Annotated in this window: 19 protein-coding genes and 1 pseudogene; 9 read left to right on the top strand and 11 right to left on the bottom strand. The window is 69.7% G+C overall.

Features of this window, described 5'->3' with window-relative positions:
- Window positions 1–5 precede the first annotated feature (5 nt).
- The 8 genes from IC63_RS07510 to IC63_RS07475 are packed head-to-tail and all read right to left on the bottom strand — an operon-like array spanning window position 6 to window position 9219.
- Window positions 6–941 carry an FAD:protein FMN transferase gene (locus IC63_RS07510; protein WP_232222540.1) on the bottom strand — a complete coding sequence of 312 codons (936 nt, stop codon included), beginning with the start codon at window positions 939–941 and terminating at the stop codon, window positions 6–8.
- Window positions 938–1519: a nitrous oxide reductase accessory protein NosL gene (locus tag IC63_RS07505; RefSeq protein ID WP_036718616.1), complete on the bottom strand. Its 582-nt coding sequence runs from the start codon at window positions 1517–1519 to the stop codon at window positions 938–940. The genes IC63_RS07510 and IC63_RS07505 overlap by 4 nt, the downstream gene beginning before the upstream one ends.
- The gene (locus tag IC63_RS07500; protein ID WP_036718614.1) at window positions 1516–2334 is read right to left on the bottom strand and encodes an ABC transporter permease; all 819 of its coding nucleotides are present in this window, start codon (window positions 2332–2334) and stop codon (window positions 1516–1518) included. The genes IC63_RS07505 and IC63_RS07500 overlap by 4 nt, the downstream gene beginning before the upstream one ends.
- A complete protein-coding gene (locus tag IC63_RS07495) occupies window positions 2331–3245 on the bottom strand; it encodes an ABC transporter ATP-binding protein (protein ID WP_036718611.1) in 915 nt (304 codons plus the stop codon). The genes IC63_RS07500 and IC63_RS07495 overlap by 4 nt, the downstream gene beginning before the upstream one ends.
- On the bottom strand, window positions 3214–4566 hold the full coding sequence (locus tag IC63_RS07490) for a nitrous oxide reductase family maturation protein NosD (protein WP_036718608.1): 1353 nt from the start codon (window positions 4564–4566) through the stop codon (window positions 3214–3216). Before IC63_RS07490 ends, IC63_RS07495 begins: the two co-directional genes overlap by 32 nt.
- Complete coding sequence (nosZ, locus tag IC63_RS07485; RefSeq protein WP_036718607.1) at window positions 4566–6542, bottom strand: TAT-dependent nitrous-oxide reductase; 1977 nt, start codon at window positions 6540–6542, stop codon at window positions 4566–4568. The genes IC63_RS07490 and nosZ overlap by 1 nt, the downstream gene beginning before the upstream one ends.
- Window positions 6539–8866: a NosR/NirI family protein gene (locus IC63_RS07480; RefSeq protein WP_036718604.1), complete on the bottom strand. Its 2328-nt coding sequence runs from the start codon at window positions 8864–8866 to the stop codon at window positions 6539–6541. The genes nosZ and IC63_RS07480 overlap by 4 nt, the downstream gene beginning before the upstream one ends.
- Complete coding sequence (locus IC63_RS07475; RefSeq protein WP_036718603.1) at window positions 8866–9219, bottom strand: hypothetical protein; 354 nt, start codon at window positions 9217–9219, stop codon at window positions 8866–8868. The genes IC63_RS07480 and IC63_RS07475 overlap by 1 nt, the downstream gene beginning before the upstream one ends.
- Before the next feature lie 182 nt (window positions 9220–9401).
- Here IC63_RS07475 and IC63_RS07470 point away from each other — a divergent pair, with 182 nt between their 5' ends.
- Window positions 9402–10679: a glycerate kinase type-2 family protein gene (locus IC63_RS07470; RefSeq protein WP_036718601.1), complete on the top strand. Its 1278-nt coding sequence runs from the start codon at window positions 9402–9404 to the stop codon at window positions 10677–10679.
- Between the two features lie 112 nt (window positions 10680–10791).
- Here IC63_RS07470 and IC63_RS07465 read toward each other — a convergent pair whose 3' ends face one another.
- Window positions 10792–11130, bottom strand: coding sequence for an ATP-binding protein (locus tag IC63_RS07465; protein WP_052041960.1), 339 nt, complete (start codon window positions 11128–11130; stop codon window positions 10792–10794).
- Between the two features lie 253 nt (window positions 11131–11383).
- Here IC63_RS07465 and IC63_RS18735 point away from each other — a divergent pair.
- A pseudogene (locus IC63_RS18735) lies at window positions 11384–12079 on the top strand (FAD:protein FMN transferase); the annotation flags it as partial.
- A 60-nt stretch (window positions 12080–12139) separates the two neighbouring features.
- Here IC63_RS18735 and IC63_RS07460 read toward each other — a convergent pair.
- Together IC63_RS07460 and IC63_RS07455 are read right to left on the bottom strand one after the other, a co-directional pair.
- On the bottom strand, window positions 12140–13195 hold the full coding sequence (locus IC63_RS07460; protein ID WP_052041958.1) for a YeeE/YedE family protein: 1056 nt from the start codon (window positions 13193–13195) through the stop codon (window positions 12140–12142).
- 3 nt (window positions 13196–13198) lie between these two features.
- The gene (locus IC63_RS07455; RefSeq protein ID WP_084115610.1) at window positions 13199–13597 is read right to left on the bottom strand and encodes an ArsR/SmtB family transcription factor; all 399 of its coding nucleotides are present in this window, start codon (window positions 13595–13597) and stop codon (window positions 13199–13201) included.
- A 197-nt stretch (window positions 13598–13794) separates the two neighbouring features.
- On the opposite strand from IC63_RS07455, the gene soxX reads away from it, so the two are divergent.
- From soxX to IC63_RS07420, 7 genes are all read left to right on the top strand, one after another.
- Window positions 13795–14289 (top strand): sulfur oxidation c-type cytochrome SoxX, encoded by a 495-nt coding sequence (gene soxX, locus IC63_RS07450; RefSeq protein ID WP_084115608.1) that lies wholly within the window; start codon window positions 13795–13797, stop codon window positions 14287–14289.
- Between the two features lie 8 nt (window positions 14290–14297).
- Window positions 14298–14750, top strand: a complete 453-nt coding sequence (gene soxY / locus IC63_RS07445) for a thiosulfate oxidation carrier protein SoxY (protein ID WP_036718599.1) — start codon at window positions 14298–14300, stop codon at window positions 14748–14750.
- An 18-nt stretch (window positions 14751–14768) separates the two neighbouring features.
- Window positions 14769–15098 carry a thiosulfate oxidation carrier complex protein SoxZ gene (soxZ, locus tag IC63_RS07440; protein ID WP_036718597.1) on the top strand — a complete coding sequence of 110 codons (330 nt, stop codon included), beginning with the start codon at window positions 14769–14771 and terminating at the stop codon, window positions 15096–15098.
- An 84-nt stretch (window positions 15099–15182) separates the two neighbouring features.
- Window positions 15183–16049, top strand: a complete 867-nt coding sequence (gene soxA / locus IC63_RS07435; RefSeq protein WP_036718594.1) for a sulfur oxidation c-type cytochrome SoxA — start codon at window positions 15183–15185, stop codon at window positions 16047–16049.
- Between the two features lie 81 nt (window positions 16050–16130).
- On the top strand, window positions 16131–17819 hold the full coding sequence (gene soxB / locus IC63_RS07430; protein WP_036718593.1) for a thiosulfohydrolase SoxB: 1689 nt from the start codon (window positions 16131–16133) through the stop codon (window positions 17817–17819).
- A gap of 11 nt (window positions 17820–17830) precedes the next feature.
- The gene (gene soxC / locus IC63_RS07425) at window positions 17831–19126 is read left to right on the top strand and encodes a sulfite dehydrogenase (RefSeq protein WP_036718652.1); all 1296 of its coding nucleotides are present in this window, start codon (window positions 17831–17833) and stop codon (window positions 19124–19126) included.
- A complete protein-coding gene (locus IC63_RS07420; protein ID WP_084115606.1) occupies window positions 19110–19943 on the top strand; it encodes a c-type cytochrome in 834 nt (277 codons plus the stop codon). The genes soxC and IC63_RS07420 overlap by 17 nt, the downstream gene beginning before the upstream one ends.
- The last annotated feature ends 44 nt before the right edge of the window (window positions 19944–19987 follow it).

Genomic DNA, 19987 nt, shown 5'->3' with positions numbered 1-19987 from the left:
ATGGCCTAGGATGGGCGGTAGGCCTCGATCCGCACCTCGGCGAAGCGGGCGGCGCTGCGGTCCAGATCGGCCCGCGCCATCAGGCAGCCGGCGGTCGACAGCGCATCGGCCAGTGCCGCCGAGGGGGCCGAAACCGACACCAGCGCAAGGTCGCGATCCGACGGGACCCCCGTTCGCGGGTCGAGGATATGGCCCAGCCGCCCCGCCTGGTCGAAGGCCGTGGCCCGCGGCGCCGAGCTGGCGAGGCAGCGGCCGCTCAGCGGCACCGGCTCGCCCGAACTCAGCCGGATCGGCCAGGCGGTGCCGTCGGGGGTGTGGCCCAGCGCGGCGATCTCGCCCATCTCGCACAGCAGGTCGGACAGGCCGAGCGCGGCCAGCCGGGCCGCCACGCGGTCGGTGATGTAGCCCTGGGCGATGCCGTTCAGGGTCAGCGCCATGCCGGGGCGCAGCGTGATCCGGCCGGGATCGACGGTCACGCCCTCCCACCCTACGCGGGCCAGGGCGGCCGTGCGCCCGGGGTCGGTCGGCGCGCGCCCCTCGGCCCCGGCCGCGGCATAGGCGGCCCAGAGCGGCTGGATCGACGGGTCGAACACGCCGCCGGTCGCGTCGTGGACGAGGCCCGCGAGCGCCAGCAGCTCGACCAGCTCGTTCGAAGGGGCGTCCAGCACGCCGGCCGCGTTCAGCCGCGACAGCTCGGAATCGCGGCGATACAGGCTGAAGATCCGCTCCAGCCGCGCCAGCTCGTCCAGCGCCGCGGCGACCAACCGGTCCGAGTCGGGATGGGCGAGGATCAGCCGCGCCTCGGCCCCCAGCGCGATGCCGCGCCAGTCGGTGATCCGCGGGGCAGCCGCGCGCCCCGCCGCCGGCAGCAGCGCCGCGGCCGAGGCGATGGTGAGAAAGCGGCGGCGGTTCACGCCGTGGGTCATGCGCAGGCCGGTCATGGCGTCTTCTCCTCGGGTCGGTTGGCCGACAGGGCTTTCAGCCGGGCGGCGAAATCGGCGTCGTCCTGGGCGTCGGTGGTGCCGGCGGGACCGTCGGGGGCCAGCACCAGCTGGGCCGGGATGTCGTCCAGCCGCTGCACCGAACCGCCGTGCTGGTCGGCAAAGCCGCGGGCGGCGGGCTCGGTGCCGAAGGGGATCAGCTCGGGCGTCCCCATCCCGCCGGCCTGGGCGGACCCGACAACGTAAAAGGCGTCCTCGGCAGCGATCCAGTTCGTCGCGCCCGGGTCCGCCCACGGCGCCTTGGCCATGTCGCTGACATAGATGGCGGTGATCTCGCCCTGCTGTTCGGGCAGCAGGCGGAAGGCCACGGCGTCGCGGACCTGGCTGAAGAACAGCGGGTTCGGCATCCCCTTCAAGTGGACCTGCGCCTTGGGGCCGGGGTGTTCCAGCAGGTTCATCTGGCAGAAATGGCCGATCGCCTCTTTGGTCATCGCGACCGGATCGGGGCGCGGCACGGCCTCCTCGCGGCAGCCGGCGAGGGCCGCGACCAGCAGCAGGGCGGCCAGCGCGGGTCTCATGGCGTCACCCGGCGGAAGGCGGCGACGGCCAGCGCGAGGATCGCCACCGGCCACAGCGCCAGCGAGGTCAGCGATTGCCAGGCGGGGATCGAGGCCGCGGCCCCGCCCAGCCCGGCCGCGGCGGCCGTCGCCTGGCTGGCGCCGAGGTTATAGAGGCGAAACGCGTCCGCCGGGTTCGCCAGCAGCGCGGCGGGCAGGGCGCGGCCCAGCGCCTCGCCGCCTTGCGACACGATCAGCCCCAGCAGCCCGAGGTCATACAGCACCACCGCGACCAGCCAGATCCCGATCGCCATCCCCGCCGCGCCCGAGGGCCGGCGCGCCAGCGACGAGGCGAGATAGCCCGCGCCCAGGAACGACGCCCCCAGCAGCACCGAGGTCCAGCCCAGCCGGACCAGCGCCGGGATGCCGCGCGCGGCGAGCGGATCGACCAGGAACGCCGCCCCGGCGGCCAGCCCATAGCCGACCGCAATGGCCAGCGTCAGGATCGCCAGGTGAGCCACGAACTTGCCGGCCAGCACCTGCGCGCGGCTGACCGGATAGGTCAGCAGCAGGGGCAGTGTGCCGCGCTCGACCTCTCCGGCCACCGCGTCGAAGGACATCAGCAGCGCGACCAGCGGCACGAGGTAGACGGCGAGGCTGGTCAGCGAGGCCACCACCACCGACAGCCGGTCGGCCCCCAGCGCCCCGGTCGGCGCCGACCCGGCGGCGGCCAGCGCCAGCGAGAACAGCCCCATCATGGCGACGGCGATGATGACCCAGCGGTTGCGGGCGGCGATGCGCAGCTCGGTCGCGGCGAGGGCGAGGACGCGGCTCATGCGGCGACCCCCGGCACGTCCACGTCGCGGCGGCTGATCCGGGAATAGATGTCCTCGAGGCTCGGCGGGATGATGTCCACGTCGGCCAGCATCGCCTGCGCGGCGGCGACGCGGGACAGAGCGGCAATCTTGCCGTCCTGCGGCACCGACAGGCGCAGCGTGCCGTCGGGACTGGCCGCCGCATCAGGGAAGGCTGCGGCCAGCGCGCCCGCCTGCCCGGCGCCGGGGACCAGCGCGAAGACCACCGGCAGCGCGGCCCGGTCGCGCAGCTCGGCCATGGTCCCCTGCGCCACAAGCTGGCCGTGGGACAGGATCACCATGCGGTCGGTCCGCGCCTCGACCTCGGTCAGCGCGTGGCTGGACAGCAGGATCGCGGCGCCCGCGGCGGCGAGGTCGTCCAGCAGCGCATAGAATTCCCGCCGCGACACCGGGTCCAGCCCCGAGGTCGGCTCGTCCATCACCAGAAGCCGCGGCTGCCCGATCAGCGCCTGCGCAAGGCCGACGCGCTGGCGCATCCCCTTGGAATAGGTGCCGATCCTCCGGTCCGCTGCATCGGCGAGCCCCACGCGGGCCAGCAGATCGCCCGCCTGCCGCGCCGGCGCGCCGCGCAGCGCCAGATAGGCGCGGATCTGTTCGCGCCCGGTCAGCGCCGGGTGAAAGGCCACGTTTTCCGGCAGATAGGCGGTCCCCGCCCGCGCCGCCGCGCTGCCCGGGGCCGCGTCCAGCACGCGGATTTCGCCCGAGGTCGCCGGGATCAGCCCCAGCACGATCTTCATCAGCGTGGACTTGCCGGCGCCGTTATGGCCCAGCAGCGCCACGCGCTCGCCCGGCGCGACGGTGAAGGACACGTTCTCAAGCGCGCTGACGGCGCCAAAGCGCCTAGTGAGCCTTGAGAGGGTCAAACTGCTCATCTTCAATCCCTTGCGCCGCGCGGGCGGCGATTGCGACCGCGGCGGCGGCCTCGTCACTGGGGTCCACCGGGATCACCGGCGGCGCCATCAGCGGAAAGCTGTCCACCACCCCGCCGGGCAGGGTGGCGGGAAAGGCAGACTGGCTCCACCGCACCAGCTGCACCACAGGGGCGCCGGTCAGCAGCGCGGCGGCGGGCTGCGACCACAGCACATGGTCCATCAGGTCGTTGGGGCGGAACGGGCTGTCGGCGATGCCGTCGCCGTTCAGGTCAAAGGCGGGGTGGTCGGACCAGTAGTTGCCGCGGCCCTCGACGCTCCATTCGATGTCGCGGGTGCCGACGTATTTCACCTGGTTGCGATTGCCGACGAAACCGTTGCCGGTCAGGGCGTTGCGTTCGGATCCTGCGGTGAAATGGATGCCGGTCGCGCAGCCCTCGAAGCGGTTGTTGGCGATGATGTTGCGGTGCGCGTTGTAGATGAACACGCATTTGTCGGCGTTGCGGACCAGATTGCCGGTCACGTCGCCGTTGTTGGTATAGTTGAACATCAGCCCCTGCGCCCGGTCGTGCAGGCTGATGTTGTCATGCACCTTCAGCCGTTCCGAATACATCAGCGCATAGCCGAGGTGGTTGCCCAGCGACACGTTGCCCGACACCACGCTGTCATGGGCATACATGTAGTGGACCGCAAAGCGCAGGTTGGTGAAGCGGTTGTTGGTGAAGGTCAGCTTGCGGCCGATGGTGACGAGGATGCCGTCGCGGCCCCAGTCGATCACGTTGCCGTCCGCGACCAGGCCCGGAGAGGTCCAGACATAGATCCCGTTGCCGCGGTCGTTGATGCGCCGGTCGCGGCGGCCCTCGATATGGTTGCCGCGGACCTGTACGTCGATGCCGCCATGCACGTCCACGCCATACAGATTGCCGACCAGCCGGTTGTCCGCAACCACCGCGCGGTCGCCGCCCTTCTTGATCTGGACGCCGCTGTCGATGGTCTGGTGGGCCGATCCCGAGCCGGTGATCAGCAGCCCGCGCACCACCGCGTCCGGCCCGGTGATGGTGATGACCGAGCCGGTGCCATTGCCCACCAGCTCGGCCCCGTTCCCCGAGGCGTCGCCGCCGCCGTCCAGCGTCAACGGCTTGTCGAGGATCACCGGGCCGTCATGGCGGCCCGGCGACAGTTTCAGCACGTCCCCCGGCGCGGCCGTGGCGATGGCCGCGGCCAGCGTCCCCGGCCCCGGCGCCACCGCCCGCTCTGCCGCCGCGGCAAGGCCGGGCAGCAGGCAGGCGGCCAGCGCCAGTGCAAGGGGGACGCGGCGGATCATCAGGCGGTCTTCGGCTCGACCAGCATCCGGCCGCGCATCTCCATGTGCAGGGCGTGGCAGAACCACTGGCAATAGTACCAGTAGACCCCCGGCATCGCTGCCGTGAAGGTGACCGACGCGGTGGCCTGCGGCGCGATTTCCATCGCCACGCCGTGGTTGCCCAGGGTGAAGCCGTGGGTCAGGTCGTCCAGATCGTCGAGGTTGGTGACGATGACCGTCACCTCGTCGCCTTCCTTGACGGTGAACTTCTCGAGGCTGAAGTTCGGCGCCTGGCTGGACATGTAGACCCGGACCTTCTTGGGGTCGTCCTTGTCGCGGATCACCTGGTCGGTCCATTCGTCGAGGTTGATGCCGTCCGCCTCGGCCTGCTTCCTGGTGTCGGCCCAGAACGGGTCGTTGCGGTCCCACACCGACTTGATGTTCGACATGATGTCGGCGCGGACGGCGATGGCGTCATGGGGCTCGGCAAAGTTCGGGCCGTCATGGACCAGCTTCATCTCGTCGCCCGAGATGTCGATCAGCTGGTCGTTTTCCGGCTTCAGCGGGCCGACGTTGATGAAGCGGTCCTTGGAGAACTTGGACAGACAGACCATCCAGCGGCCGTCCGCATCCAGCGTCTCGCCCATCGAGGTCTTCAGGTGGCCCGGCTGGTAGTGCACGTCCAGCTTCTGCCGGATCGGGTCCACCTGTTCGCCGTTGTGTGCCTTGATGGCGTCCTCGATGTTCCACTTGACCACCTGGCTGTCGAGGAACAGCGTCGTGAAGGCGTTGCCCTTGCCGTCAAAGGCGGTGTGCAGCGGACCAAGCCCGACCTCGGGCTGGGCCACGATGACCGAAGCCGGCTCGGCCTTGTCCGCAAACACGTCGGCCAGTTTCGTCACGTCGATCACGCTGACCGTGGGCGACAGCTTGCCGCCGATGCACAGGTGCTTCTTGTCGGGCGCCATGTTGCAGCCATGCGGGTTCGACGCGATCGGGATGTAGCGGGTCAGCTTCTTGGCCGCGTTTTCCTTGCGTCCGTCCAGAACCTTGACGCCCTGCACCTCTTCATAGTCGCCGGCGGCGATGGCGGCCTCGATGGCCTCGAGGTTGAAGACCACGACGTGGTCCAGCTCGCTCTCCATCATCTCGGCCGAGTTCACGCCCATTTCCGAGTTGTACGAGGTCGAGAAGGCGTATTTGCCCTCATAGTCGGCGTCGCAGTTGTCGAGGTTGCCCGACACGATCACCTGCCAGGCCACCGTCATCGTTTCGGTGTCCACGGCGCTGAAGAAGTTGATGTATTTCGACGGATCGTCCAGCACCGAGCCGTCGTTGACCATCGGCGCCTCGTCCTCGCCGTTGCAGAAGAGGTATTTGGACGAGGGGACCTTCTGCGGGCGCATCCCGTGGATCCCCTTGGCGTTCGGGATTTCAAGGATCTTGTCGCACTTCATCACGTCGCAGCGGACCCGCGCCACGCGGGTGTTCGCCTTGTCGTTCATGAACAGGTATTTGCCGTCGTAGGTGCCGTCCGTATAGCTCATGTGGACGTGGTGCAGGTCGCCGTTGTCGTGGACCTTCTTGCCCTGCGCGGCCAGGTAGGCGCGGGTCTTGTCGGTCATCGTCTCGGTCAGCACCTTCAGCGATTCGTTGGTCTGACCCCAGCCGGTGGCCGAGCAGCGGTTGAATACCGGGATCCGCATCAGCTCGCGCATCGAGGGGATGCCGAGGATGCGCACCTCGCCGGTCTGCCCGGACGACCAGAACCCGTAATAGCTGTCCAGCTCGCCCGGATGCAGAATCCACGGGGTCGCGCCTTCCGCGGGGGCCGCCTGCGCCGCGGCGGTGCCGGTGCCGGCTGCCAGCGCTGCCGCGCCCGCGCCGCCCATCAGCCCCATGCGGGCGGCGCCCGCGCCCCCAAGGGCGGCCAGCCCGCCCACGCCGGCCGTGGCGCCCAGAAGGCCGCGGCGGCTGATGCCGTTGGTCTCGCTCATGTCAGTTCCCCTTTTGCCTTGACGTTGGGATGGTTCAGGATCCGGTCCAGCGATGCCGCGCTGGCCGAAGCGGTCTCCCGGCGTTTCAGCGTGCGCTGGACGACCGGGCATTTCTCTTTCGAGTGGTAGAGGACCTGGCAGTGCATGCAGTTCAGGCACTCGTTCGGGTTGATCTGCCCGGTCGGATGGATGGCCTGGACCATGCATTCGACCCCGCAGGTCTGGCAGGGGTTGCCGCATTCCCGATAGCGTTTCAGCCAGTCGAACATGCGGATCCGCGCCGGGATCGCCAGCCCCGCCCCCAGCGGGCAGAGATAGCGGCAGTAGAAGCGTTCGACGAACAGCCCCATGACCAGCAGCCAAGCGGCATACAGGACGAACGGCCACTCGCGCACGAACTTGAGGATGATCGCGGTCTTGAACGGCTCGACCTCGGCCAGGTGCTCGGCGCGGTCGAGGCTCATCAGCGAGACCGCGAACAGCCCGAGGAAGATCATGTATTTCACCGGCCACAGCCGTTCGTGCAGCCCCCAGGGCAGGCGCCATTGCGGCACGCCTAGCCGGCGGGCGATGTGGTTCGTCAGCTCCTGCAGCGCGCCGAAGGGGCACAGCCAGCCGCAATAGGCGCCCCGGCCCCAGAAGATCAGCGCGGCGGCGACGGCGAACCACAGGATGAAGGTCAGCGGATCGAGCAGGAACGCCTGCCACGAGAAGCCGGTGGTAAGCGAGTTGAACAGCGCGAGGATGTTCACCACCGACAGCTGCGCATTCATCATCCAGCCGAGCCAGACCAGCGTGACGGTCAGGAAGGCATAGCGGAATACCGCCACCGCGCGGGCCGAGCGTGCCAGGTAGTCCTGGAAGAAGAACGCCAGCGTCAGCACCCCCAGCATCACCAGCAGCGCAGCGATCTGCGGGGTCTTGGCCTCCCAGATCCGCTTCCACAGCTGCGCCTGGGCGTCGGCCTCGGTCGCGGCGGCCTGGGACATCACCGCCTCCGGCGGGGCCGCCGAGGTCGGCGCGGTTGCGGCCGGGCCGGTGGCAGCCGGGGCAGGGGCCGTGGCCGGCTGGGCCGTGGCCGCGTCGGCGGCCGGGGCGGCAGCGGGCGCCTGCGGCACTTCCTGCAGGTATTTCGCCGGCAGCTGGTAATCCAGCTCATAGGTGGTGAAGGCCTTGTCGATCGCGGCCACCTGCCGGAACACCAGCAGTTGCAGCCGGAACGGCTTGGCTGGGTCGAAGCCCGCATCGGCGGGGATCTTGAACAGGTCCATCTCGGTGAACTTGGGCGCGCCCTCGGCGGCCAGCGCGTTCAGCCGCCGGTGCTGGCGGTCGCGGAACCGCACCGAGCTGTCGCCCTGCATCAGCTGGATGCGGTCGAAGATGCCGCCCCGGACATAGCCCGAGCCCTTGAAGGAATACAGCCCGTTGCCCAGCACCATGATCGCCTGCTCGCCCGGCTTCAGCCAGGATTGCAGGTTCTTCCAGCCGGCCTCGCCCAGCAGCGCCGGGCCGATGCCGGGATGGCTGACCAGCGCCACGCGCATGTCGATGAAGGTGGTATCGGGGGCCTCGGTCAGCGGCTTTTCGCGGGCCCGGGGGTCGGCGTGGGTCTCGAAGGTCTGGTTGACGGTGGCCACGTCCAGCAGCAGCCGGCGCACGGTGCCGTCGCCTTCCAGCGTCGGCCAGTCCTTCGCGGCCGCGGCGTCGGGGTTCACCGCCATCGCCGGGCCGGCATCGGCGGTGGCCGCGGGCGCCTCGCCCAGGCCGCCCAGACCCAGGGCGCGGGCGACGTGCAGGCCGGACCGCACGATGGAATCGTCGATCACCATGACCGTGACCGTCGCGCCCGAGATGATGTTCAGTTCGTGCGCGTCGCCGCCCGCCCGCGCCTCGGCCTTGAGGTCCATGCCGACATAGCCGGCGGCCATTTCCTGGATCTTTTCGTTCGGGATGCCGATCAGCACGATCGGTTCGGAATGCTTGACCAGCCGCACGCCCAGCACCCGGGCATCCTGATCCACGGCCACCGCCGTGTGGATGGGTTTGCCGGAATAGCCGGTCGTGCCCACGAAATCCGAGGTGATGTAGACCCAGCCCAGCTGCTGGCCCCCGCCCATTACCGGCGCCACCGGCAGATCGGCGCGGATCTCGCCGAAGGCGTCGGCGCCGGGCACGATGTCGGCGGGCGCGATGTCGGGCAGAAGCTGCGCGAGGTGCGAGGACGCCGCGGGCGCGGCGCCCTGGGCGCTGGCCTGCTGCGGCATCAGCGAGGCCAGGCAAAGCGTCAGGGAAAGGATCAGGGCGGACAGGACTCGAAGCAGCATCACGATACCCCGGGGGGCCCTCTGGCGGCGGGAACATGGGACGGGACGGGCGGATTGGACGCCGCGGGACGGGACACGGACAGGACCCGCGGCGCCGACCAGGCGGCGGCGGGCACGGCCGCGGCGCCGCTCAGCACGGTCGGCTGCGGCAGGGGGAGGCACTTGGCGCAATGGCGGACCGTGGAGTCGGGGTCGACCGGGCTGCCGTCGGCGCCGATCACGACGGCGCGGGCGCCCAGGTCCGAACACAGCACCTGCACCTCGCCCGAGGCGGACAGCTCGGCCTGCACCGCCCCGGTCATCTGGGACAGTGCGACGAAGACGGCCAGCAGGAAAGCCACGACGCGACGCATGCGACCTTGTGGGCCGGGCGCCGCCGGAATGCGTTGACAATAGTCAATCATCCGGTTCCGCTCGTCCGCCGGCAGCCCGCACCCCACATGGACATCCCTCTGCCGGGACGTAAAGTCGAGCCGCTGGCGAACCGAACCCGCGAGCGCTGAGCGAGGACCCAGGCGATGGACGGGACCTACCCATGACCCCCGAGGACCGCGCGTTCCTGGCCGGGCTGTTCGACGCCGCGGTGGCCGCCGCCGACCCGGCCCGGGCGCTGGCCGCCCATATGCCCGAACCGCCGCGTGGCCGCACGGTGGTCATCGGCGCCGGCAAGGGCGCGGCGCAGCTGGCGGCGGCCTTTGAGGCGCTGTGGGACGGCCCGCTGCAGGGGGTGGTCGTCACCCGCTATGGCTATGCCTGCCCGACGCGCGCCATCCGGGTGATCGAGGCCGCCCATCCGGTGCCCGACGCGGCGGGGCTCGTTGCCTCGGCCGCCTTGTTCGACGCGGTGCGCGGGCTGGGCCCGGATGATCTGGTCGTGGCGCTGATCTGCGGCGGCGGCTCGTCGCTGCTGCCGATGCCGCCCGGCGATCTGACGCTCGAGGGCGAGGCGGCGCTGAACCGCGCGCTGCTGGCCAGCGGGGCGCCGATCTCGGTGATGAACGCGATCCGCAAGCAGGTCTCTGGGATCAAGGGCGGCCGGCTGGCGGCGGCGGCGCATCCGGCGCGGGTGGTGTCGCTGGTGGTCTCGGATGTGCCGGGGGACGATCCGGCGCAGGTCGCCTCGGGCCCGACGGTGCCCGATCCGGGCAGCCGGGCGGATGCCCGCCGGCTGGTGGACAGCTGGCGCATCGCCCTGCCGCCCCGGCTGCGCGACTGGCTGGCCGGCGACGCGGGCGCGGCGCCCGACCCCGCCGACCCGGTCTTCGCCCGCAACGAGGTCCATGTCATCGCCTCGGCGCGCCTGTCGCTCGAGGCGGCGGCGGCGCGGGCCGAGGCGGCCGGCATCCCGGCGGTGATCCTGTCCGACGCGATCGAGGGCGAGGCGCGCGACGTCGGGTGCGTCCACGCCGCCATCGCCCGCGAGATCGCCATGCGCGACCGGCCCTTCGCCCGCCCGGTGGTGCTTCTGTCCGGGGGCGAGACCACGGTGACGGTCCGCGCCAAGGGGCGGGGCGGGCGGAACAGCGAGTTCCTGCTGGCGCTGGCGCTGGCCGCCGAGGGGCTGCCGCTTGCGGCGCTCGCCGCCGATACCGACGGCATCGACGGCTCCGAGGACAATGCCGGCGCGTTTGCCGACGGCGACAGCGCCGGCCGGCTGCGCGCGGCAGGGCTGGACCCGCAGGCGTTGCTGTCGGGCAACGACGCCTATTCCGCCTTTGCGGCGCTGGGCGATCTGTTCGTGCCCGGCCCGACGGCGACCAACGTGAACGACTTCCGCGCGATCCTGATCCGCCGGCCCGAGGGCGCGCCCTAGCTCTCGCCCAGGCCGATATCCACCTCGACCCGGAAGCCGCGCTCCTGCCCCGGCAGGGGCGAGACCAGCCGCAGATCGCGCTTGATGGCGACCGCGATCGACCGGGCGATGGTCAGGCCCAGCCCCGACCCGCGGCGCGGCTGCCGTTGCGTTCGAACCGCTTGGTCAGCCGGGCGAGGGTTTCGGCGGGCAGCGGCGCCGGATCGTTGATCACTTGCAGCGTCCCGGCTGGGGTCAGCGCCACCGCCACCGCGGTGTCGGGCGCGCCGTGCAGCAGCGCGTTTTCGACCAGGTTGCGGGCCAGCACCGCGAAGGCGTCTGGGTCGAGCCGTGACGGCACGGGCGTGTCCGGCAGCGTCAGCACGATCCCCCTCGGCCGCAGGTCGCGGCCCAGGTCGTCGATCAGCGCTGCGAGGATCGGGACCATGTCGCGGATGCGTTCGGCGACCACCCCGCCGCCCTCGGCGCGGGCCAGCTGCAGCAGCTTTTCCGCCAGCCGTCAGCCGCGCCGCGGCCGGGCACGACCGCGGCCATGTCCAGCACCGCCTGCACGAGGACGCCGCCCGGCTGCGCCAGCAGATCGCCCGCGGCGCCCGGGTGCTGGTCTGCGGCAGCGTGGCGATGGGCCGCTCGGTCGCGACCGAATTCGACGCGGTGCTGGCCCCCTGGCCTGTCGGTCGCCGCGCTGAAACGGGAGGGGCGGTATGTCGAGGACATCTACTGAGCCGGTGACCCTGTCGGGTCCCGCGATGGGCAGCCGCTGGACCGCGCGGCTGGCGGCCCCAGAGCCCGGCCTGGCCGCCACGCTGGCCGCGGCGGTCGAGCGGATCGAGGCGCAGGCCAGCCTGTGGCGGCCGGAGAGTGACCTCTGCCGGCTGAACGCCGCGCCGGTCGGGGCATTGGTCGCGCTGCAGGCCGAGCTGTTCGACCTTCTGACCCTGTCGCTGAAGCTGGGGCGCAAGACCGGCGGGTTGTTCGACATCGCGATGGGCGGGTTGTCCGCGGCCTGGGGCTTTGGCGCCGCGCCGGGCCAGGTGCGCCCCGAGGCGATGCGCGCGGCCCCCCGCAATCCGACCGCCACGCAGGATCAGCTGGAACTGGACCCCGCCCGGCGCGCCGTGCGCAAGCACGCGCCGCTGACCCTGGCGCTGGACGGCATCGCCAAGGGCCATGCGGTCGACGCGATGGCCGAGGCCGCGCGGGCCGCCGGGATCAGCAACGCGCTGTTCGGCCTGGACGGCGAGATGCGCGCCCTGGGCAGGCGCCCCGACGGGCACGCCTGGGGGATCGCCGTCGAGGCGCCCGAGCCGGGCCGGCGCAGCGCCAGCGGGCTGGTCGCGCTCCATGACTCGACGCCCGCCAGTTCCGGCGACTATCGGCATTTCGTCATGGTCGGCAGCCAGCGCGTGTCGCGCGCACGGCATCGCCGCACTTTGGAGCGCGTAGAGCGGGACCCCGGCCTAGACCCGCCCGGCAGCCACCAGATGCTGCAGTCCGACATAGGCGCCGGCCGAGATCGCGGCCAGCGTCACCGGGCCCGACCAGGCGAGAGTGGCGAAGCCGGTCAGCCCCTGGCCGATGGTGCAGCCCATCGCGACCACGCCCCCCATCCCCATCAGCACCGCGCCCCCCATCTGCCGGCCGAGTTCGCGGGGGTCGTCGCAGGCCTCCCACCGGAAGGCGCCACTGAATAGCGTGGCGAGGAACGCGCCCAGAAGGGTGCCGATCACCGAGCCGACCGAAAAGCTGGGCAGGGTGCCGGTCGAGGTCATCAGATACAGGATCGCCCGCCCGACCGGCGCGGTGAAGGACGGCCCCTCGACCTGCAGCCCCTGCATGCTGTCATGGGAGATGGCGCTGGTTCCGACGATGGCCACCACCACCGCCAGCCCCACCCCCGCCGCCCAGGCGACCGTCGCCGGGCGCCGCACCGCCGGATGCGACAGGCCCCAGGCCAGCAGCGCCACCGCGATCAGGACCGCCACCGCCGTCGCCGGCACCGGGCTGACCGCGGCGACGCCCTGCGCGATGCCCGAAGGGCCGGTCTGCATGTCCTGCGGAAACAGCCTCGCCCGCAGCGGTCCCAGCGGGCCGGACAGGGTGAAGAAGGACGCGATCCCCAGCACGATCACGATGATGAGCGACCGGATGTCGCCGCCACCCGCCCGGGTCAGGGCGCCAAAGCCGCAATTCCCGGCCAGCGCCATGCCATAGCCGATGACCAGCCCCCCCGCGATGCTCGCGACCGGGTTCCACGCGATGCTGTGATAGAAGGTGGCGCCGATATCGGCGTGCCCCGTGGCCGCGGCCAGGTGCAGGCCCAGGATCGCCGTGGCCAGCGCGACCGCCCAGACATGCAGGCGGCGGTAGTCACGGCCCAGGAACGCCATCTCGAGCGCGCCGAGGGTGCAGAAATCCCCCATCCGGGCGCAGTATCCCAGCAGCAGCCCCGACAGCAGACCGACCAGCCCGGCCTGATAGCCGACCGCGGCCAGCCCGTCGCCCAGCGACTCCATCGCTCAGCGGTCGGACACCGCGGCGCCGAAGATGCGCCCATAGGCGTCCAGCAGCTCGACGATGCGGCGGTCCTTGATGGAATAGAAGATGGTCTGCCCGTCGCGGCGCGCGGTGACCACGTCCTCCATCCGCAGACGGGCCAGCTGCTGGCTGACCGCCGACTGGCGGGCGTCCAGCATCGATTCCAGCTCGGTCACGCTTTTCTCGCCCGAGGCGAGGTGGCAGAGGATCGCCAGCCGCCCCTCGTGGCCAAGGGTCTTGAAGATGTCGGTCGCCGCCCGGGCGCGTTCCCCGGCCGCAGAGGCGGCCGCAGGGGCGCGCGCAGATCCGAACACCGCATCGAAGACGCCGCCGGGGCGAATGGTCGCGCCATGCTGGCGCTGCTGGTCAGTAGTCGACATGCCCACCTCACGTTCCGCTGCCGGGCCGCGCACGCACGCGACCTGGTGACGCCAGCTATCCGCCCTGCCGAGGGCGGCTGCAAGCGTATATTATGTTTTTCTAATATTCTGGGTGCGCGGCGCAAGTTGGACGTTAGTCTTGGCGCAGAGAAAGGCCGGCGTCGGATCGGCCAGCCAGCAGGGGGGAACGCAAGCTCATGAGATTTTGGGCAGCCGCCATTGTGCGCTTCATCGCCGCGTCGGTCATCGCCGGGGCTGTCATCTGGGGTGCCGCACAGGCCGAGGTCGCACCGGCCGACGTCGCCTGGGGCGAGGGGAACGTGATCGCCGAATCGCTGTCCGGGACCCCGGGCAACGCCGGGGAGGGCGCCAAGATCTATGCCGAAAAGTCTCTGGGCAACTGCGTGGCCTGCCACGTGGTCAGTAACTCCGATGCGGATTTCCAGGGCAATGTCGGGCCGTCGCTGGACGGCGCCGGCAGCCGCTGGACCGAAGAACAGCTGCGCGCCATCGTCGCCGACGCCAAGCACGTGTTCCCCGATTCGGTGATGCCCAGCTTCTACAAGACCTCCGGCTATGTCCGGCCGGGCGAGGGCTTTACCGGCAAGCCGGCGCAGGAACCGCTGAAGCCGCTTCTGAACGCCCAACAGATCGAAGATGTGGTCGCCTATCTGGCCACGCAGAAGGAGTGAGACGAGAGATGAATTCTCGACGACGTACCATGCTTGTCGCTGGTGCCGCGGGCATCGCGCTCGCCGGCCTGCCGCTGCGGGTCCTGGCCCAGGCTGCGGCGCCCGCCGCGCAGCCCGAGATGACCGCCGATCAATGGGTCGCCGAGTTCGCCGGCGGCGCCGAGGTCACGGATGGCGACGGCGTCACCCTGACCGCCCCCGAGATCGCCGAGAACGGCAACACCGTCCCGATCAGCGTCGACGCGCCCGGGGCGACGGAAATTCTGCTGGTGGCCAGCGGCAACCCGGTGCCCGGCGTGGCCAAGTTCACCTTTGGTCCGCTGGCCGGCAACCAGGCGGTGTCCACCCGCGTGCGCCTGGCCAAGACCCAGGACGTGATGGCCATCGCCAAGTTCACCGACGGCAAGGTCGTGCGGGCGAAAAGCAACGTCAAGGTGACCATCGGCGGCTGCGGCGGCTGAGGTCGGAAAGGTAGAATCATGGCAGACAACGTCAAACCCCGCGTCCGCGTGCCCAAGACGGCCTCCAAGGACGAGGTCATCACGATCAAGACCCTGATCTCGCACCAGATGGAATCGGGTCAGCGCAAGGACAAGGACGGCAAGGTCATCCCGCGGTCTATCATCAACCGCATGACGGTCGAATTCAACGGCCAGTCCGTCCTGGACATGACCCTGGAACCGGCGATCAGCACCAACCCCTATGTCGAATTCCAGGCCAAGGTGCCGGAATCGGGTGAATTCAAGTTCACCTGGTACGACGATGACGGGTCCGTCTACGAGGACGTGCAGAAGATCGAAGTCGCCTGACGCGGCCAGGCACGATACGCCGACGCAGGCATGCGGAACCGGCCCCGGACGGGCCGGCCGCTTCCAACGGGAGGGATCCACGACATGACTAAAGCGATCCGTTCGCTCGGCGCACTGGGGATCAGCCTTGCGCTGACGCTGCCTGCGCTGGCCGAGACCGCGCCGACCGAGACCCCGGACATCGTCATCGACGGCGGCGCGGTGACGCTGCCGACCTTCGCCGATGCGCCAGCGCACCTGGAAGGCGCGCTGGGCGACAAGATCTATTCGGGCTGGGTGTTCCGCGACGCCGAAACCCGCGCCATGCAGGAAGACGACTTTGCCAACCCCTCGATGGCCTTCGTCGATCAGGGGATCGAAGCCTGGAACACCGTCGACGGCACCGAGGGCAAAAGCTGCGCCTCGTGCCACAACGAAATCGAAAGCATGAAGGGCGTCCGCGCCGTCATGCCCAAGGTCAACGCCGCGGGCGAGCTGTGGTCGATGGAAAACTACATCAACGACTGCCGCACCAACCGCATGGGCGCCGAGGCCTGGAAATGGTCCAGCCAGCCGATGGAGAACATGACCCTCGCCATCTCGCTGCAGTCGCGGGGGATGCCGGTCGATGTCGCCATCGACGGGCCGGCCAAGCCGTTCTGGGAGAAGGGCAAGGAAATCTACTATACCCGCTATGGCCAGCTGGAACTGTCCTGCGCCAATTGCCACCAGCAGAACTATGGCCAGATGATCCGCGCGGACCACCTGTCGCAGGGCCAGACCAACGGCTTTCCGGTGTTCCGCATCAACGGCGCCGGTACGGTCTCGCTGCATGAACGGTTCTCGGGCTGCATCCGCGACACCCGCGCCGAGCCGTTCGAACAGGGCAGCCAGGAATTCCGCGACCTCGAGCTGTACGTCGCCTCGCGCGGCAACGGCCTGCCGGTCGAGGGCGCCAGCGTCCGCCACTGATCCACTTGGCGCCGCGCGGCCCGTCCGCGCGGCGCTTTCGACCGCTGAATCTTCATACATGCGAATATGACTGGACACGGCATGACCACACGGCGCGATTTTCTGCAAACCGGACTGGCGGCCTCGGCCGTGCTGGCGGGGCTGGGCTTCGGCAACGTCACCCGTGCGCTGGCCCAGCAGGCCCTGACCCAGGACCAGCTGCTGCAGTTCGACGGTTTCGGCAACCTGACGCTGATCCACATCACCGACTGCCACGCTCATCTGAAGCCGGTCTGGTTCCGCGAGCCGGACACCAATATCGGCGTGGGCGAGGCCGCCGGCCGGGTGCCGCACGTGGTCGGCGAGGCGTTCCAGAAGCTGTTCGGCATCGCCCCGCGCTCGCCCGAGGCATATGCGCTGACCTATCCGGACTTCGTGGACCTGGCCAAGACCTATGGCCGGATGGGCGGGTTCGACCGCGTCGCCACCGTGGTCAAGGCGATCCGCGCCGCGCGGCCGGATTCCATCCTGCTGGATGGCGGCGACACCTGGCATGGCAGCTATACCAGTCTGGAAACCCGCGGCGAGGACATGGTCCGCGTGTTCAAGGCGCTGGGGTCCGAGGCGATGACCGCGCACTGGGAATTCACCTTCGGCACCGAGCGCGTCAAGGAACTGGTCGAGATGATGGACCAGCCGCTGCTGGGCGCCAACATCTTCGACGCCGAGTGGGACGAACCCGCTTTCGAGCCCTACAAGATCTTCGAGAAGGGCGGGCTGCGGGTGGCCGTGATCGGCCAGGCTTTCCCCTATCTGCCGATCGCCAACCCGAAATGGATGTTCCCCGAATACAGCTTCGGCATCCGCGAGGAGCGCATGCAGGCGGTCGTCGACGAGGTCCGCGCCGACGGCGTCGACCTGGTCGTGATGCTGTCCCACAACGGTTTTGACGTCGACCACAAGATGGCCGGCCGGGTCAAGGGCATCGACGTGATCCTGTCGGGCCACACCCATGACGCCGTGCCCGAACCCGTGCTGGTCGGCAAGACGATCATCATCGCCTCGGGCAGCCACGGCAAGTTCGTCAGCCGCGTCGACCTGGACGTGCAGGGCGGCAAGATGGCCGGCTTCCGCCACAAGCTGATCCAGATCTTCTCGGACGTGATCGCGCCCGATGCCGACATGACGGCGCTGATCGACGAGATCCGTGCCCCCTACGCCGACAAGCTGTCCGAGGTGGTCGGCGAAACCGAGGGCCTGCTGTACCGCCGCGGCAACTTCAACGGCACCTGGGACGACCTGATCTGCGACGCGATCATGGCCGAACGCGACGCCGAAATCGCGCTGTCCCCCGGCGTGCGCTGGGGTGCGAGCCTGATCCCAGGGCCGATCACCCGCGAGGACATCCATTCGGTGACCTCGATCACCTATGGCCAGGTCTATCGCAACGAGATGTCCGGCGAGACTCTGAAGACGGTTATGGAGGACGTCGCCGACAACATCTTCAACGCCGATCCCTATTACCAGCAGGGCGGCGACATGGTCCGCGTCGGCGGGCTGGGCTATACCATCGACCCCAATGCCGAGATGGGCAACCGGATCAGCGGCATGACCCTGCTGCGCGACAATTCCCCCATCGACCCGGCGCGCAACTATGTCGTCGCCGGCTGGGCCTCGGTCAACGAGGGCACCGAGGGTCCGCAGATCTGGGACGTGGTCGAATCGCATATCCGCAAGCTGGGCAAGATCCCGGCCCTTGGCGAAACCTCGCCGATCACCGTCAAGCAGTAATGAGGCGCCAGATGAGCGACGATATCTCCGGCCGTCCCGCATCCCCCGCGCGCCGCAGCCTGCTGCGCGCCGGCATCGCAGCCGGCGTGGCGCTGCCGGCCGGGGCGCTGGCCGCGCGGGCCCAGGGGATTGCCGCGGGCACGCCCGATCCCCTTATCACCGAGGTGCAGGACTGGGCGCGCTACACGGGCGACGGCGTGGACGCCACACCCTACGGCATGCCGATCCACTTCGAGGATCAGGTGGTGCGCCGCAACGTGCCGTGGCTGACCGCCGACCCGATCAGCTCGATCAACTTCACCCCGATTCACGAGCTGGACGGGACCATTACCCCCGCCGGCTGCGCCTTCGAGCGGCACCATTCCGGCGCCATCGAGCTATCCAAGCCCGACTACCGGCTGATGATCAACGGGCTGGTCGACCGGCCGCTGCTCTTCACCTATGACGACCTGACCCGCTTCCCGCGCCAGGCCGGGGTCTATTTCTGCGAATGCGCGGCGAACTCCGGGATGGAATGGGCCGGGGCGCAGCTGAACGGGGTGCAGTTCACCCAGGGCATGATCCACAACATGGAATATGTCGGCGTCTCGCTGAAGACGCTGCTGGACGAGGCCGGCGTCAAGCCCGAAGGCAAGTGGGTCTATGTCGAAGGCGCGGATGCGTCCTCGAACGGCCGCTCAATCCCGATCGAAAAGGCGCTGGGCGACGTGCTGGTGGCCTTCAAGGCCAATGGCGAGGCGCTGCGCAAGGAACATGGCTACCCCGTCCGGCTGGTCGTGCCGGGCTGGGAAGGCAACATGTGGGTCAAGTGGCTGCGCCGGATCGAGGTCACCGATGCAGCGGTCGAAAGCCGCGAGGAGACCTCGAAATACACCGACACCATGGCCGATGGCACGTCGCGGAAATGGACCTGGGTGATGGACGCCAAATCGGTCATCACCGCCCCCAGCCCACAGGTGCCGATCGCCCACGGCCCGGGGCCGCTGGTCATCACCGGGCTGGCCTGGTCAGGCCGCGGCGCGGTCACCCGCGTCGACGTCTCGACTGACGGCGGCAAGAGCTGGCAGACCGCGCGGCTGGCCGCGCCCGGCGTGCCGATGGCGATGACCCGGTTCTATTTCGACCTGAACTGGGACGGGTCGGAACTGCTGCTGCAATCCCGCGCCATCGACCAGACGGGCTATGTCCAGCCCACCAAGGACGCGCTGCGGGCGATCCGCGGCGAGAATTCGGTCTATCACAACAATGCCATCCAGACCTGGTGGATCAAGCCCGACGGGAGCGCGGAAAATGTCGAAGTTTCCTGAGATTGCGGCATTCGCGCTGGCCTTGCCGCTGGCGGCGCTGCCGCTGACCGCGCAGTCCGAGCCGCTGGGCCTGGGCCGCGCCGCGCTGCCCGAGGAGATCGCCGCGTGGGACGTCAAGGTGATGCCCGATGGCCGTGGTCTGCCCGAGGGATCGGGCGACGTGGCGACGGGCGAGGAGGTCTATCTTGAGAACTGCGCCAGCTGCCAAGGCGACTTTGCCGAGGGGCTGGACAACTGGCCCAAGCTGTCGGGCGGGGAAGGCACGCTGAACCGCCAGGATCCGGTCAAGACGATCGGCAGCTACTGGCCGTATCTGTCCACGGTCTGGGACTATGTCCACCGCTCGATGCCGTTCGGGCAGGCGCAGACGCTCAGCGCCGACGATACCTATGCGATCACGGCCTATCTGCTGTATTCGAACAACCTGGTGGACGACGATTTCGTGCTGTCCAAGGAGACCTTTACCGAGGTCAAACTGCCCAACGCCGAAGCGTTCTTTGCCGACGACCGGGAAGCCGTGGAATACCCCGAGTTCACGAAAGAGCCGTGCATGGAAAACTGCAAGCACTCGGTCGAGATTACCCGCCACGCCTCGATCCTGGATGTGACGCCGGACGACGCCACGAGCGCGCCTCCGGGCGCCGAGGGGGCCGAGGGTGGTGCCGCCGCTCCGGCTGCCGAACCGCCGGAGACTGCGCCAGCCGACGCTGCTCCCCCGGCGGACGCTGCGCCGGCTGCGGATGCTGCGCCTGCGGCCGACGCGGCGGCTACCCCGCCCGCCGACGCCGCCCCGGCGGAGACGCCGGCCAAGCCCTGACGGTCGCACGGCTCTGAAAAGAAACAGCCGGCGGGCGGGGGAAA

Origin of the sequence: Paracoccus sphaerophysae (assembly GCF_000763805.1) — a bacterium.
GTDB lineage: Bacteria > Pseudomonadota > Alphaproteobacteria > Rhodobacterales > Rhodobacteraceae > Paracoccus > Paracoccus sphaerophysae.
This window is presented reverse-complemented; position numbering and strand designations above follow the sequence as displayed.

Coding starts and splice junctions, on each gene's coding strand:
- soxZ (WP_036718597.1), top strand. CDS start 14,769: ATGGCAGACAACGTCAAACCCCGCGTCCGCGTGCCCAAGACGGCCTCC.
- IC63_RS07505 (WP_036718616.1), bottom strand. CDS start 1,519: ATGAGACCCGCGCTGGCCGCCCTGCTGCTGGTCGCGGCCCTCGCCGGC.
- IC63_RS07495 (WP_036718611.1), bottom strand. CDS start 3,245: ATGAGCAGTTTGACCCTCTCAAGGCTCACTAGGCGCTTTGGCGCCGTC.
- IC63_RS07510 (WP_232222540.1), bottom strand. CDS start 941: ATGACCGGCCTGCGCATGACCCACGGCGTGAACCGCCGCCGCTTTCTC.
- IC63_RS07500 (WP_036718614.1), bottom strand. CDS start 2,334: ATGAGCCGCGTCCTCGCCCTCGCCGCGACCGAGCTGCGCATCGCCGCC.
- IC63_RS07470 (WP_036718601.1), top strand. CDS start 9,402: ATGACCCCCGAGGACCGCGCGTTCCTGGCCGGGCTGTTCGACGCCGCG.
- IC63_RS07460 (WP_052041958.1), bottom strand. CDS start 13,195: ATGGAGTCGCTGGGCGACGGGCTGGCCGCGGTCGGCTATCAGGCCGGG.
- soxA (WP_036718594.1), top strand. CDS start 15,183: ATGACTAAAGCGATCCGTTCGCTCGGCGCACTGGGGATCAGCCTTGCG.
- soxC (WP_036718652.1), top strand. CDS start 17,831: ATGAGCGACGATATCTCCGGCCGTCCCGCATCCCCCGCGCGCCGCAGC.
- soxX (WP_084115608.1), top strand. CDS start 13,795: ATGAGATTTTGGGCAGCCGCCATTGTGCGCTTCATCGCCGCGTCGGTC.
- IC63_RS07480 (WP_036718604.1), bottom strand. CDS start 8,866: ATGCTGCTTCGAGTCCTGTCCGCCCTGATCCTTTCCCTGACGCTTTGC.
- IC63_RS07455 (WP_084115610.1), bottom strand. CDS start 13,597: ATGTCGACTACTGACCAGCAGCGCCAGCATGGCGCGACCATTCGCCCC.
- IC63_RS07475 (WP_036718603.1), bottom strand. CDS start 9,219: ATGCGTCGCGTCGTGGCTTTCCTGCTGGCCGTCTTCGTCGCACTGTCC.
- IC63_RS07490 (WP_036718608.1), bottom strand. CDS start 4,566: ATGATCCGCCGCGTCCCCCTTGCACTGGCGCTGGCCGCCTGCCTGCTG.
- soxY (WP_036718599.1), top strand. CDS start 14,298: ATGAATTCTCGACGACGTACCATGCTTGTCGCTGGTGCCGCGGGCATC.
- IC63_RS07420 (WP_084115606.1), top strand. CDS start 19,110: ATGTCGAAGTTTCCTGAGATTGCGGCATTCGCGCTGGCCTTGCCGCTG.
- nosZ (WP_036718607.1), bottom strand. CDS start 6,542: ATGAGCGAGACCAACGGCATCAGCCGCCGCGGCCTTCTGGGCGCCACG.
- soxB (WP_036718593.1), top strand. CDS start 16,131: ATGACCACACGGCGCGATTTTCTGCAAACCGGACTGGCGGCCTCGGCC.